The organism is Porphyromonas vaginalis, from assembly GCF_958301595.1.
GTDB lineage: Bacteria > Bacteroidota > Bacteroidia > Bacteroidales > Porphyromonadaceae > Porphyromonas > Porphyromonas vaginalis.
Genome location: NZ_CATQJU010000001.1, coordinates 1,977,008 through 1,990,959, shown reverse-complemented (window position 1 = coordinate 1,990,959; position 13,952 = coordinate 1,977,008). Strand labels below are relative to the sequence as shown.

11 protein-coding genes are annotated in these 13,952 nt (G+C 50.1%); all 11 read right to left on the bottom strand.

The genetic code is table 11. The annotated features are described in order from the left end of the window. Position 1: 1 nt before the first annotated feature. The gene (gene cas1, locus Q2J34_RS07720) at positions 2-982 is read right to left on the bottom strand and encodes a CRISPR-associated endonuclease Cas1 (RefSeq protein WP_298887931.1); all 981 of its coding nucleotides are present in this window, start codon (positions 980-982) and stop codon (positions 2-4) included. A gap of 136 nt (positions 983-1,118) precedes the next feature. Beyond that, a complete protein-coding gene (gene csx2, locus Q2J34_RS07715; protein ID WP_298887929.1) occupies positions 1,119-2,819 on the bottom strand; it encodes a TIGR02221 family CRISPR-associated protein in 1,701 nt (566 codons plus the stop codon). A 5-nt stretch (positions 2,820-2,824) separates the two neighbouring features. Next, a complete protein-coding gene (locus Q2J34_RS07710) occupies positions 2,825-3,820 on the bottom strand; it encodes a Card1-like endonuclease domain-containing protein (RefSeq protein WP_298887927.1) in 996 nt (331 codons plus the stop codon). A gap of 2 nt (positions 3,821-3,822) precedes the next feature. Then, positions 3,823-6,174 (bottom strand): TIGR03986 family type III CRISPR-associated RAMP protein, encoded by a 2,352-nt coding sequence (locus tag Q2J34_RS07705; protein ID WP_298887925.1) that lies wholly within the window; start codon positions 6,172-6,174, stop codon positions 3,823-3,825. A gap of 6 nt (positions 6,175-6,180) precedes the next feature. Further along, a complete protein-coding gene (locus Q2J34_RS07700) occupies positions 6,181-6,582 on the bottom strand; it encodes a TIGR04423 family type III CRISPR-associated protein (RefSeq protein WP_300969798.1) in 402 nt (133 codons plus the stop codon). After that, positions 6,579-7,979 (bottom strand): RAMP superfamily CRISPR-associated protein, encoded by a 1,401-nt coding sequence (locus Q2J34_RS07695; protein WP_300969797.1) that lies wholly within the window; start codon positions 7,977-7,979, stop codon positions 6,579-6,581. The genes Q2J34_RS07700 and Q2J34_RS07695 overlap by 4 nt, the downstream gene beginning before the upstream one ends. Positions 7,980-7,996: 17 nt before the next feature. Continuing rightward, positions 7,997-9,469 (bottom strand): hypothetical protein, encoded by a 1,473-nt coding sequence (locus tag Q2J34_RS07690; RefSeq protein ID WP_298887921.1) that lies wholly within the window; start codon positions 9,467-9,469, stop codon positions 7,997-7,999. Next, on the bottom strand, positions 9,469-10,011 hold the full coding sequence (locus Q2J34_RS07685; protein ID WP_298887920.1) for an RAMP superfamily CRISPR-associated protein: 543 nt from the start codon (positions 10,009-10,011) through the stop codon (positions 9,469-9,471). The genes Q2J34_RS07690 and Q2J34_RS07685 overlap by 1 nt, the downstream gene beginning before the upstream one ends. Before the next feature lie 11 nt (positions 10,012-10,022). Beyond that, on the bottom strand, positions 10,023-11,519 hold the full coding sequence (locus Q2J34_RS07680) for a Cas10/Cmr2 second palm domain-containing protein (protein WP_298887919.1): 1,497 nt from the start codon (positions 11,517-11,519) through the stop codon (positions 10,023-10,025). A gap of 15 nt (positions 11,520-11,534) precedes the next feature. Further along, positions 11,535-12,203 (bottom strand): CRISPR-associated endonuclease Cas6, encoded by a 669-nt coding sequence (locus Q2J34_RS07675; RefSeq protein ID WP_298887918.1) that lies wholly within the window; start codon positions 12,201-12,203, stop codon positions 11,535-11,537. Between the two features lie 621 nt (positions 12,204-12,824). Further along, positions 12,825-13,862: an IS110 family transposase gene (locus Q2J34_RS07670; RefSeq protein ID WP_300969017.1), complete on the bottom strand. Its 1,038-nt coding sequence runs from the start codon at positions 13,860-13,862 to the stop codon at positions 12,825-12,827. Between the last annotated feature and the right edge of the window lie 90 nt (positions 13,863-13,952).

The window sequence follows — 13,952 nt, the reverse complement described above, 5'->3', positions numbered from 1 at the left end:
TTCATCGCTCAAACTGCTTAAATTTCTGTGCTAGAGACTGGATATAGAGTTTCATAGAGGTAAGTCGGGAGCGACTTACGCCCTTTATGGCGATCACTTCGTCCATATAATCATTGAGCGACTGAATAAGTATACGACGCCCCAAGGGTTCAAGCCAGTAGCTTCCATCAGAACGTACTGAGTAGTACTCGTCTGTAACGACACCTTGCGCTACTAGTGTGTAAACAACATAGTCTACCCAAATACGATATAGCTCGATGATGTCGTACACCAAGACTGGTCGATTATAGTTGTCTCGGTGCATAATGCCAATATACGGATCAATGCCAGCCTTGATCATAATCCCTTCAATACGTCCATAGAGAATGCCATAGCCATAATTGAGAAAAGCATTGACAACATCAAGGGCTGGGCGCTGACTCCTGACCTCAAAGCGAAAGGGCTCGGGGAGGTATTCATTTATCGTGGCAAAGTATATACGAGAAGCTTGCCCCTCCCAGCCTCGTAGTGTAGCAGCGATATCGTGGACAACCTCACCCTCTAGCATACTGATCTTCTTACGGTAGTCCTCTAGTCGTCTGACACTTTTTTCTGTAGTGGGACTAGGTTGATCAGGGGTAGAGAGAAGGAGCATCATGGCTTGCTGATTCTCAATCTTTTGGCTGACAATCTTCTTAATCCAATCAACCGCATCGTGCGAATAGCTAAAGTTAAGTTGCCCCTTACGTATTGATGAGATACTCCCGTAGCGTGGACTCCATACACGCCCTATAGGTGTACCAGTCTGATCCATAAACATGATCTCTATCTCATGCTCGAGGGCTAGCATGACTGCATCACTCGTTATCTGCACCCCTCTACAGACCTGTATACTCTTGACACTCTGAGCTGGGATTCGCTGCTTACCATCATGAGATGAGATGACAAAACCCTCATTATCACGATTGAGAGAGATGCCATAAGTATTTAGTATTAGCTCCATATTACTCCGCTCTAAAGTCTTTCTTATAGTATAGCTACGATGTTGGGGTTGTCTAGAGAGACACTGTTGTAACCCTCTATATAGAATTCATCGACGAGGTAGAGTCGCTTGTAGAGAGTTGACACACGGATCTGCTTTAGTACTCTCGAAATGCCTGAAACTCAAAGATAGACTCCTTCTTGCCGTCTGGTAGCTCGCTCGTCTTGCGTTGCGTAGTCGATGCGACACAGCGGACGCCTCGTGCGTGTAGCAGGGTGACAAGGCGAAAGCAGAAGGTCATCTCGCCCATAAGGTGGACAGTCATCAAGTCACGACCTAGGTAGCTACTCGTAATCCTATCTGCATACTCCTCTGCGAGCCTGTGAATCTCCTCTGTAGTCGCTCCTGGATCTATCTCAGGGAAGGACATATCCACCACCTCGCCGTACGCTCTTGCGACATCAAGCTGAGCCTTGCTCCACTTGTCTGACGAGTGATTGGAGAGATTCAGGAAGAGTGGCGGTGCTGGAGTAAGTGGAGATGCCGGAGTGAGCTTATCGTTCTCAAGAGCTTGGAAGAAACGATCCATCTTCTTTTTTATTTGCGTTGGAATATCGTTGCTAGCATTGGAGCGAAAACCCGCATGGTTGAAGTCATTTCTTAGTTGAGCAATCTCATCATAGAGCCCAGAGAGTTCCTGAACTAGAGGCAAGGAGAGCATCCTCTTGACAATGACTTTCCTTCTATTCAAGTCGTCTTGGTCGTCATTGTTTTTGTCTAGCTTCCATTCACTTTCAGGTCGTTCTTTAAAGGCTATATTGTAAGCAGTACCCGCTAGGTCTTGATATTGTTGTTCATCGCATGGGTAGCCGGCCTGTTTTGCTGTATACCCCTTAAGAGTCTCCTGTAGGATTGTGATACTCTGCTGGTAGAGTTGCTTATCATAGCACCACCGAGCAGCCTCAAAGCCGTTCTTGATATTGGCTGTCGGGGCAAAGCTTGAGAAGGAGTCTTTGATCTTGTCAATCAATGGATCCATCGCAGGGATAAGGGTGTTTTTCAGATTTTGAGCAGAGTCATTTAGGTCTCTAAATATACCCCCATCAATGATTGCTTTACCTCTGACGGTAATTAAGCTCTGAGAGAGAGGCTTTAGTCTGTCTATGAATTGACGTAAAGCCCTTGCATCTTCGTCTTGTCCTTTTGTTTCTTGGAGTATTGGCTGAATTCTTTCTTTAACCAATGCCGTGAAGCTAGCGGTACGTCCATTACGCAGAAATTCTGAGGCTGCTAAGGTCCAGTCCTGCACCTCAACGAGTGGCATCAAGTCAACAAGGGGCTTGACGGATGCCTTTGCTTCATAGTTTCCGTATGAGATGTGAACGATCTTCGTCTGCTTTAAGAACTTCGCATAGTTGCATAGTACGAGCAGTAGCATAGGGAGGTAGCGGAAGCTGTGAGTGATGTCGATGTATAGCTCATCGCCCTCCTGGAGCTTGTCGTAGATAGTTTGAAAGACGCTCCATAGTCCCTGCTCATCACCATCCTCAGTGATGTCAACGGTCTCGATAGGACAAGGGAGCTTCATCTCGTCTAGTATGGGGGCCAGTCCTCGGTAGCTTTTTTTCTCTCCACCCTTATAGACTGGAGTTTCCTGCCAATTGGAAGTCCTAGCAGTAGGTGTGAGGAAAATGTAAGCGATGTCTTGTGTCGTCCACGTTTCCTTTACATTGAGAAACTCCAGCGTTGCCTTCTGTATAAAGGGTGTATCAGAGGAGGTGAAGTCTCCCTGTGTATATTGGCACGAGCCATAATTACCCGTTCCTAGTATAGAGATGAATACTTTGCGGTGTGGCATTGGTCTTACAGTTTTAGGGGTTGTGTTAGTTTAGGGCCGTCGATAATGTCTCGTATGCCTAAGATGCGCATACGCTTGTTCATGTTTTCTTGTGTAGCCTTTGCGAAGCGCCACATCTGGTGTAGCGTAAAGATGTAGGAGTTGACTCGTAGCCCGAAGTCCTTGCTGATGGCTGCGAGCTTGTAGAGGTACTCGTCGACCACAGACTTGGGTTCCTTGCCGTAGCCTGTCATGGAGACCTTGCACTCGATGACGTAGAGGGCGTTGTCCTTGACGAAAACCACGTCTAGCTCATTATCATTGGACGTAGAGGAGAGACGGCAGATCTTGACCGACTTAGCTATATCCTCGTCTCTCAGCTTGAAGTCTCGCTTGATGCGTAGATAGACATACTCCTCAAACCACTCCCCTCCGAGGTACCGACGCAGCTCTGGTCGTGGGGCTGTCTGAGCGGATCTAAGCTCCTTGGTGAGGTAGAAGTTGCTCATCTTCTGTTCGTTGAAGAGCTTGAATGGTCTCTGTGCGTCACAGATTAAGTCATTGTCGTAGTCATACGCTAAGCCGTAGAGTGTGAAGTACTCATTGAGACTGACCCTATAATCCAGCGAATGGGTCTGATCCGTAGAGAAGTCGTAGTAGCTGTTTTTGCCTATTGGGACATAGACGAAGCTGGCGTTGAACTGACAGAAGTACTCATGCACAGCGAGCGACATAGTCTTGGTGCCACCCGTTATGTTGACAACATACTCTACGCTACCAGAGAGCTGCTCCGCACGCAGGGCGTCTAGGATCTCCTTATAGTTATCGTTGGCGACGACAATGCGCCGCACACTCCCCTCCTTACGACCTAAAGCTACCTCGAGGTGCATCGCCTTCTCTTGCATCTCCATCTGTGGGGTACTCACGAAGAGCAGATCGCTATACTGCCCCTCCATCTCCTTGATGAAAAGAAAGTTGGGCAGGAGATGATCGCTCAGGATCGATACGATGGTCTTGCTCATAGCTACTTAATACTTAGAAGCCCAAAGATTTCATCTGCCAAGTCTTGTCCCAGCACCTTCGCCACTGTACGCTTAGCACTACCGTTCTTCCAAGTCTTTTTACCCTTGGCATTAGCCGTGTCGTAGGACTCTTGGAAGACTTGAGCGATGAGCTTAATTTCCTCCTCGTTGAGTGCCTTGCGACCCTCTTGCTCCTGTACAGCCTCCAGCCATTTCTTGATGTCGGTTAGATTGGCATTTAGAGATTTCGTAGCACTTAGCTTACCCTCCAAGCCAGCTTCATAGCGGGCTGCGCTCTCCACTGCTTGAGCTTTCTCTTCCGCTTGTTGACGTTGCAGATCTTCAAGCGCACTCTTCTTAGCCTCAAACGTCTCTCTGAAGTCTTGATAAAAAGCGCGTATGTCCCCATCCATGCGGTGTGCCATCTTTTCGTTCAAACGCGTCAATACCCGCTCTGCTTGCCGTATGGCCTCCTCTAGGGATAGGGTATCAAGCTCTGCTAGGCGTTGATTGTACTCGGCCTTTAGGGTCTCTAACTGTTGAGCTTTGATCTGCTCTTTAATACCCTCTGATAGAGAGTCTGGACCTGAGGCATGTCTTAGGGATAGCTTGCTAAAGCGGGGTAAGTAGTACTTATCGCCTCTTCCATTTTGTCCACCTTTGGCATCCTGGAACTCATTAACTCTAGGATCCGTAGACAAGCGCATATACTTGTACTCTTCTGTCTCGTTAGATACCGCACTACCCGCAAGCGCAAAGAGTTCTTTAATCTGAGGTGACTGATGCCAAGATGTGCCGAGATTATCACTCAGCTCATGCTCGAAGTGACCCATATAGTAGTTCGGCTCTTCAAGCCCCTCACCCTCCAGTATCGCTGAGTAGCGACAGCGTCCATAGCCGTAGGGTTTGGCTTGACCTAACTGGTGGTAGTAGAGATCGGGCTTGCCATGAAATGTTAGTGCCGAGAGTAGCGCACCCAGCTCAATAGGACGCAAGTTGTGAAAAACGATATCACCTGTAAAGGTCGCACCACTGCGAACAGGTGTGAGCGTTGAGTCAAGCTTCTCATTGCCTAGGCTCTTCTGCCACACACCATTCCTGACGTGATAACGCTTCCAGCCTGCAAGACGGCCATTGTTGTACGTTTGATATTGACCCGTGCGACCATTACTCCCCGTCTGCTCGATATACATTGGATAGTAAGAGGCCTTCGGAGTCCCCAAGACTAGCGTAACCTCCTCGCTGGGCTCAGCATTTGTAGAGAAAGCATTGGAAAACTGTACACGCCCTCTCAAGCTGTCCGTCCTGCCGGTGTAGCCGAAGATGCACTCGGCGAGATCGTGCGTTGACTCCTCCTGATGAGCCTGAGGAAGTAAGTCATAAGGCGTCTTGTCGTAGGGCAACTTATAGAGCAGTGCCAGTCCGAAGTCTTTGATCTGGTTGTCCTCTGCACGAAAGAAGACAGGCACACCCTTGTCTGTGTCTGTAAGGTGAGACTTCCAGTAGTTCCAGTCGTCAGAGTCCTTGTAGATGAATTCGTAATGCTCAAACTCCTCCTCTGAGAGGCTATAGCACCTCGTCCCCTGTGACGGAAAGACAAACTCGTAATACTTGCCAGCGTTCATACCACGCTCCTCCGTCCATTGGTCTGGAGAGCCAGTGAAGACTATGTCGCCAGTAAACTCTCCCCAATCTGCACAGGTCACATAGGTGAAGGTGTTGGTTCGGACTTCAGTGAAGGAGAGATTTTCGAGATCCTCATCCTTAAAGAGATGATACTTAAAGGCTGCTGTCTTAGGGTCAAATGTCTGACCATCCACTTCCTTCGTCTTATTGATATCGATGTGCGAATTACGACTAAAGTGGCTCGTTAGCACCTCTCCTCCAAACCAATCATCTATATCGCTATGACTAATGCGAAGCGGTTTACCATGGTCTACGATCTCGTAGGCATCACCCTTCTTGCGCAGGTAGCCACAACAGATATTCCTCTGCACATTTGGATCCTTTATTGTGTAGAGGGCTGTGTTATTCCACTCTCTCTGTGCAAACTTGGCCCGTGTGTCGAGATTCATCTTACCGAAGCTCATGATCTCCATAAGATTGCGTACCTCCCCCTTGATAGAGGTGGCCGGGATGAAGTAACGACCTGAGACTTGGCTAAAGCGGTTGTCCTCAGCATCCTTGCTCTGTCCATTTCGGACGAAGATATCGCTCTCAGCCGTAATCGTAAGCCGAATCTTGCCACTTACGCCATCAGAAAACGGCACATCGTGTGAGATCTGATCTGCCCACGAGGGAAAGTATACCTGGTCGGACAGAGGTATGAAGTTAAATGGTGCGTGTACTGACATAGCGTATTACTTTTCAAATCCAACAAATACGATGCGGTCGAAGACCTTCACGGGGAGGTCTAAGCAAGCAGGCGACTTATCTTCCCTCCAGTAGCGAAGGAACTTGAGATAGCGCTGAGACATCCGATGAGTCACGAAGCGAAGCTGCTCCACCTCTGGGTCATTGAGATCCTCCTCTAGGACATCATACTGATTGATTAGATAGTGTCCATCAGCGTGCTTGATAGTTAGGGAGCACTTACCCTCCTGACTATATAGGTAACCCTCTCTGATGAATGGGTTAGCCCCCTCAAAGAGCGTCATATCCAGAGGGCTGTCGCTATACTCTATGGGTGCATCAGCATTACTCAGCCAGAGGTAGCCCTCATAGCGCAGCTCGGTATTAATATCTTGAATCTCTACTCTCATAGTGTCTCGCCATTTCTTTTGATTGAACCACTGAATCGTCCATACCCCTTGTTTACGTTACCCCCTAAGGGAAGCATCCCGCTACAGAGATCTCTCAGAGCACTCTCGAAAGCGGTGATAGCCTCGCTAACTTGCCCAGTCTCCTCTTGCTCTAGAGCTTGCTTGTCGACGAAGATGTCTAGCTTGATCTCCTGAGCGTTGGTATAGACCGCCTTCTCAGAGAAGAGTGCGCCTCCGACGCTTCCTCCTGTAAAGCGGTCGATCTTGACATGATTGAAGACATGATCCTCTGTACTATCTGGACGCTCCATAAAGAGGTCGGTAAAGAGTACACAGCCACGTCGCTTGTCGCGACCCTGACTATCTCCCTCGCCTCCGAAGAGGAGACGCACAGCTTTGTTGTTTTGACCCGTATGTTCCTTCTCTAAGTCGCTCCCTTCCAGCCTGTCGGCAAAGATGCCACACTGCTTATTGTAGTGGTAAGCGGTGCGATGCGATAGAGCTCCCTTGACCGAAGAACTCGGGATGAGGATCGATGCTGTACGCTCTTGGATAGAGCCTACTCCCTCCTGATCCCATACGATCTGCTGCTCAGAGACGTAGACCTTGTCCGCTTCATCATCTCCAAGACCAGAGCCAAACATAAGGAAGTCTACAGGCTGCAATGAGACCTCATAGTGAAGCGTAGCCTCACCCGCGACAGGCTTTAGTTCGTAAGATGCGAAGCCCTCTCGTCCGTCTCGCAGACTAGAGGAGTTGTCTAGATAAAGTCTCAGATCGCTCTCCTGGCTTAGGTCTAGCTTGCGATAGAGAGCCGAGATCACCCGTATACTCCCGAAGCCCTTGCGACTACCGCCTCCCAAGCGAAAAGCATCGGAGCCGATCGTGTCAATAATCTTAAGAAAGTCCGCCTCCTCTCGATCCTCCACGGCAATAAGCTCCATATCAAAGCAGAAGCGCGTACCCCGGAAGACCACCTCCTCGTCAAACTTGCCTCGTTGCTCCGCACTGCCTCGCTGCCCTATACGTACATGCTGTCGTATCGGTAGCACCTGATAAGCCTCAAGTACAGCATCTGCTGTATCACGGGGTGCCAAGCCATCGACCACCTCTCCACGGCTGTTGAGGATCTTAGCATCGCTGATGATGAGACGAGAGCCCTCACCACCCCGCGGGTCTTGCCAACCCATGAGGGTGTTGCCTAGCTCTTGAGACTCTAGCGAGTGACGTATCACACCTGAGAGCGAAGTACCTGGTATAAAAGGATAGCCATTGACATCTCGCAGGACTGGCGCATCGGTCATTATGTTTTTATCTCCACACCCTATGGATAGCGGGCTGGTGGTCTCGATGATGATCCGCGCTGTGTATCGGATTGGATAAAATGTTTGTGCCATATCTTCTCAGAGAGGGGTTAGTTGTTGTTTGAGCAGTGCTTGCCCATCATAGAGGCTAGGTTGATCACGAGCTCTTGCAGAGAGCCACTATCTTTTTGATCTTTTAGGAACTTATCTAGTACCTTCTTGCGCCCGTTCTTCTCCCACTTATCCTTTGCTACGCCATGATTGAGATAGCCTTCGATAGCCCCAATCAAATTGTCAGGAGTATTTGCGACCATAGCCAAGTTGCGGATAGAGCCCCACTGAGAGGCAAAGGCTTCCTCTCTCTTGAAGCGTCCTCCATGCTCCTTGACAAAGCTATTTACCACATTCCAGACCTCGTTTTGCTCGCTCTGACGAGAGACTCTACTCTCTAGATAGTTCCACAGCAACTGGTCAGCCCCAGTGAGTGCAGGCAAGTCTTTAGGAGCAGGAGCAGCATTATCTTTTTGACTCGTAGAGGGCTTCATAAAGCGATAGCTAGAGTGCCCCGTAGTAGGGTCTGCCTGGAGGAAGGCGGGGTTGTAGAGGACTCGCCCGAAGCCTTCGTTACAGTAGCTCCCGATGTACCTATCATGTAGCCCTTGCGCATTCGTCTGAACAATAAAGACACTCCCCTTCTCAAAGCCACATCGGTCAGAGTCATAGGCGCGGAGCTTGTAGTTCCACGGGGCATACTGGAAGGTGCGTACCTGACACTTGTCCCACAGGATCTGCCCCTCCTCTATGCCTAGCTCCTGAGCCGTGGGGTGAAAGCTCGGATAGCCGTTGTCATCAAGGAAGATCAGTCTAGAGTCCGCATAGACGGCTACGCACCGACCAGCCGTCCCTAGCTCGACAGCCTTATCCGTACTCGTCGGCTCCTCGAAGTCATACGGAGAGATCTCCACGAGTCCAAACTGAGCCGTCCTGGAGCGTCCTATATGTCGCTGCCCGGCCAGTGCCGTGATGATCTCCTCGCGGTAAGCTTGCGCTTCCTCATCTATCTCGACTGAGAAGTATAGCGTCACGCCCCGCTGCAGTGCCTCTAGGCCAAACATCTGCTCGTCCTGAGCACGACGTCTCGCTGAGTCATAGGCAGACTTGATGAAGAAGCTCTTATCCACCTTAACCTCATAGGCCTGACTTTCATCGAAGACATAAAACTTATTGCGCTCCTGCTTGAGTTGCTTCGCTCTCATCTCTACACTGCTTGGATCAGGGATAAGATAGTTTACATAGCCCCCCCGCTTTATACCGTCTCGCTTGGGACTATAGATGGCGGCGGGGATCTTCACGCTACGGCGATCTCCTAGAGAGAGGTTGGCATCTCCAAACCGCACATGACCACTATGAAATATCAAGAAGCTACGCTCATCCTCCTTATCATATAGCTTGCTAGCTACTACGCCCAGGAAGTTACTCCCAGGGATAAAGGGTAGTGTCTGCGCCTTACCTTCGGTAGCTGGCGTATCGTTGAGTACGATATCAGACAGCAGCTCACACTTAAACTTCAATACCTCCATCATTACTCTACTCTAGAAAGTTTGCAACGGCCGTAGCCTCTATTCCTACCTAAGCCTAGTCGCTTGACAAAGTGCAAAGCGTCCTCCATTAGCGCCTCTTGCTCCTCAGACTCCAAGCCTATGATCTCGCCATATAGCGTACACGGGATAGTCGTCTGGATACGTCGCAGACTATGATCCTTAGCTAGGCCATCATCTCCTATCGCCGTAGAGGCCAGGGTATAGTATAGCATAGAGGGTAGTGCCTTACACGCTTCAGAGTTTTTGATATGCTGTGTCAGAGCATCACTCAGAGAGGCATTGGTAAAGTGTAGCTTGCCTTGCTGGTTTTCACTACCGAAGAGCTCGTCAACAAGTGTCATATCGTCACTCCCCCTGAAGTGTAGCACGCTAGCCACAGCCTCACGTAGTAATCCCTTGATTGTCTTGCCTGGGATAAAGGGGAGCCCATCTGGGTCCTTTATGACCAGCTCATCAGCATCAGCTCCAGCCGCCTGACCAGAGCCACAGTGCCAGTTAGAGAAGAATTCTACTTGATACTTCATCGCTTCCGTTTCTAATCTTTTGTCACCACATTCATAATGCTATACAGCGAGAGCACATCAAAGGCGGGATATGCCGTCACCACCCTCGGTGTGTCCTTATCATCAGTTTCTTTTCGTCTACATTTCGCTGTGCAGAGCTCTGTGACCAGTTTACTACTAGCACCACTATACACACTCTTCATACGATCTAGATGCTGACTAGCGAAGTCTACACTCCGATGCATGTGCGTGAGCCACTGGCGTAGCCCTGACTTGACACCCTCATCGTCTATCTTCTGAAGTCGCTCACAGTACGACAACAACTCATCTATGGTGAAGTAGTCAGCGCGCTCCGCTAAGTAGTATGGCCCGAATGCAAAGGAGAGAGCATCTGTAGGCATTAGCACACGCTCAACGATGTCCGCATAGCTCTCTACGTAGCTATCCTCCACCTTGTGAAACATCAAGCACGAGGGGATGCTCTCCCCAGCAGCTAAGTGAAACTTGGCATCATGCTTAGCTGCACTGCAGAGTTCCTCCGCTAGCTTATAGCCATAGTGGAAGGGGTAAGAAGACTTGATAAAAGCAATCCCAGCACAGGCCGTCAGACAGGGCAGCCTCGTGGCACCATGCACGATCTGCCCTAGCTCTCCCTGCCCCGTATGATACTCAAACTGACGAATGAACTCCTGTGCATACGCTATAGCCAGACTACCACGTATGATCACCGTCATATCATCACCACCCAGTACGACAGGACGCAGTGGATAGGAGTCGCCTTCTCGTACTCCTAGCTTCTCAAAGGCTGCATTGGCAGCACGCTCGGTAGCCTCGTCTAGTAGCTGGGAGAAGCGCCGGTACTGCGCCATGTCTCCCCCGATACTCTGTACGATCTGACCCAAGCTATTGCCATCTGCATGGACGATAGCGATCCAGTCGTTCCTATCCGTCAGCTTTGCGATGTCATAAGGGTATCGATCAGCATCCACCTTCTTATCACTAGCAGTGCCATAAAAGCTTTTCTTAGCGAGCGATAGAGCGTGAATATAGCGTCTCTTAGCAGCTGTCGTCATATCGACACTTTTATCTTGCCCCTCAGGAGCAACTAGAGGTAGCCCCGTCTTGTTGGATCGCTTCATACCTAGCGCACCGAGCGTCAGACTAGGTTGGGGCTGGTTACGCTGGCCCCGGAGCTTCTCCTCCAGTTCATTGATGCTATCGGGAAAGTCTCCCGTCATCTCTACGACAGCCTGACTGATCGTGATGCCAGGCGCCTCGATCATCACACGACGAGGGAAGTCGCGCACAGTCTTAGCACAGACCTCTAGATCGTCAAAGTAGTAGCGCACATTTCCCGCAGCACCGATGATCAGAGCCTCATCACGATAGGGCGCTCCGACCGTCTCGCGAAAGAGTTGCGTGCAGATCTGCGCCACCAGCTCACTGGCCCCCACGATATCTTTCAGCTCATTCGTCTGAAAGATAAAGTTTTGGATCCCTTGCACAGAGGCACCATATAAGTATCCCATGAGTAAGTCCTTTATTTAGTTCCTAATTCTTGTCAATGTTCCAAAGCCTACACTAGCGTGCCGTCCCAATCCGATCTGATCGGGCAGCGATACGTTGGCGGCAAACTGTATGTCCAGTGTCACCAGTGGCACGCCCTTGTACTTCACAGATCGCATAGGTGTCATGGCTGTAATCTCCGTCTCGAGCTGCGAAGGGACGAAGATGCCCACCCCCTTGAGCATCGAGAGTATATTGCCCGTGAGGATCTGCTGCAGCTTCAGTACACGAGCCACCAGCCCTCTCTCACGCTCAAAGAGCTTGTAGTTCTTATCATTCAGCGGTAGCCAGTCACTCAGCTGATAGATCACCGGCACGTCACGCATCTCCACCTCATGTCTATCCGCATCGATATGCTCTATCCTTAGCGTCACGTGACGCTTGCCGATCATCGTCTCTAGGCTCTCCGCCTGGAGCAAGTCCCCGAGCGCATCCACACCATCGGCCACACAGACCAGTGCCGCCTTGCCATCGATCTGTCTATACTGGATTAACGGGTAAGCATAGCGTAGCCCCCCAGCCTCATGATTGTGATATATCGTATTGTCTCGAGACAGCAAGCTGATGATGGCGCCACGCAGTAGCGGTAGCTCCCATCTTGCGATCGGTGTGTCAAATCGCACTTGCAACGTTCTCAGTTCGCCCATATCTATTGCTAAGTCTTGGTCTACACCTTTACGTCCCCTCTATGCTTCCTTATAAGCTCTTAAAGAGTTATAAATGTGTCTCTCCGCAAAGATAACAAAAAAGAACTTGTATAGACGCAGTGCGTCCGTTCCCGAACGACGAGACGAGTAACAATGATGTACGGACGCACGGCTCGTATCTAGTCGGAGGGCGTCCATTGTGTCAAAGCGAGACGTGTAGCCCTTTGTAGGGGCGGACCTATGTGTCCGCCCGTTCTCGTCAGAGCGTTGTATGCCATATGGGCGGACACGCAGGTCCGCCCATACAATATCGTTACTCGTCTAGTTGTATCAAATCGATACGAGTAGCCCGACGTGTAGCCCTTTGCTTTCTAAGTTCATGTGCAAGTAAAAAGCGAAGTTTTTTCTCGTTTCGCAAGCTCGGTCTACTTCTCTTCGGGGGACCGCTCGTCGGGGTGGGGGCTCCCACCCCTTGCCGCGGGGCGCTCCCGGAGCGGAGACTTTCCTTTCTGAACTTGACTCGGAGGACTCGCTTCTCTTCGGGTGAACCGCTCGTCGGGGTGGGGGCTCCCACCCCTTGCCGCGGGGGCGCTCCCCGAGCGGAGACTTTCCTTCCTTGGACTAGGCTCGAAGAGCTCTCTTCGCTTCGTGGTCCAGCTCGAAGTCGCAGTCGTGCAGAACCAACGAGAAGAGAATGTGTACGAGCTTATTGTTGACATTGTTGAGGATGACCCCGTAGGGCTTGCCTTGGGCTTTCATGCGTAGGTAGTATTGTCTTAATGTTGGGTTATACGTTATGGCACTTCGGGCTGCTTGGGTCAAGATTCCTTTTAGCCGTCGGTTACTGTAGCCACTTGTGTTGGCTTTGTGAAAGACTGAGCTCCCAGAGCTCTCGTAGAAGGGTGCTATACCGCAGTAGCTAGCCATCTTCTTGGCATTCCAGCTCTTGAAGTTGTCGGTGTAGATGATCAGCATGACAGAGGTGATGAGGCCCACTCCTTTGCAGGAAATGAGGTGCAGGTAGTTGCGGTACATCTCCTCGTCTTCCTTGATGATTTCAAGCATTCGGCACTCGCACTTTTTGATGCTTTTGGTCAGGATGTCGATGCCCTTCTGAGCATCTCGGTAGATGAAGTTGTCGACTTTAGACTTGCTAGAGATGTGCTGTTTTTCCTTGGAACTAACCATCTTAGCCTGTCTCTCGGCAACTAGAGACTGCCTATAGAGAAAGAGGTCACGTAGGCTACGCATGTTCCCGTCCAGAGGTTTATAGAGAGTGGCTTGGGAGCGGAAGCGTAGGGCGTAGTAAGCGATCATCTCTGAGTCGGCTTTGTCGTCCTTGCCTTTGCGCAGACCCATGCTGCGCTTGATCTGCAGAGCACTTTCGCGCCAGATGTTTAGGCCGTTGCCGTAGAGCCAGTCGCAGAGTGCGCGATCGTATCCTCCTGTAGTCTCACAGCAGAAGAGCATGGTGTCGGTCTTGACTCTTCGACCAGCGTTCTTCTTACTCCAAGAGACGAGGCTCCGGAACCCCTTAGGGTTGTTTTCTACTGTAGTGTAGGCGAGCTGCTGCTCGCTGTCTGATTCAGATTCGTAGTGAATCATTGTGGCGTCTAGTTTCTCTTTGGATACATCGATGCCGATGAAAAAGTATTTCATAACTTTGTACTTGAATATTTGATAAGGCAGCTAGGCTACATTAGGCTATTACTTTAATTAGGCTCTGGTCCTCTCTTTCTAATAAGTCTC

Bases quoted from the DNA above. Each gene is read 5' to 3' on its own strand.
- Q2J34_RS07675 (WP_298887918.1), bottom strand. From the start codon at position 12,203: ATGGGCGAACTGAGAACGTTGCAAGTGCGATTTGACACACCGATCGCA.
- csx2 (WP_298887929.1), bottom strand. From the start codon at position 2,819: ATGCCACACCGCAAAGTATTCATCTCTATACTAGGAACGGGTAATTAT.
- Q2J34_RS07685 (WP_298887920.1), bottom strand. From the start codon at position 10,011: ATGAAGTATCAAGTAGAATTCTTCTCTAACTGGCACTGTGGCTCTGGT.
- Q2J34_RS07695 (WP_300969797.1), bottom strand. From the start codon at position 7,979: ATGGCACAAACATTTTATCCAATCCGATACACAGCGCGGATCATCATC.
- Q2J34_RS07700 (WP_300969798.1), bottom strand. From the start codon at position 6,582: ATGAGAGTAGAGATTCAAGATATTAATACCGAGCTGCGCTATGAGGGC.
- cas1 (WP_298887931.1), bottom strand. From the start codon at position 982: ATGGAGCTAATACTAAATACTTATGGCATCTCTCTCAATCGTGATAAT.
- Q2J34_RS07710 (WP_298887927.1), bottom strand. From the start codon at position 3,820: ATGAGCAAGACCATCGTATCGATCCTGAGCGATCATCTCCTGCCCAAC.
- Q2J34_RS07690 (WP_298887921.1), bottom strand. From the start codon at position 9,469: ATGATGGAGGTATTGAAGTTTAAGTGTGAGCTGCTGTCTGATATCGTA.
- Q2J34_RS07680 (WP_298887919.1), bottom strand. From the start codon at position 11,519: ATGGGATACTTATATGGTGCCTCTGTGCAAGGGATCCAAAACTTTATC.
- Q2J34_RS07670 (WP_300969017.1), bottom strand. From the start codon at position 13,862: ATGAAATACTTTTTCATCGGCATCGATGTATCCAAAGAGAAACTAGAC.
- Q2J34_RS07705 (WP_298887925.1), bottom strand. From the start codon at position 6,174: ATGTCAGTACACGCACCATTTAACTTCATACCTCTGTCCGACCAGGTA.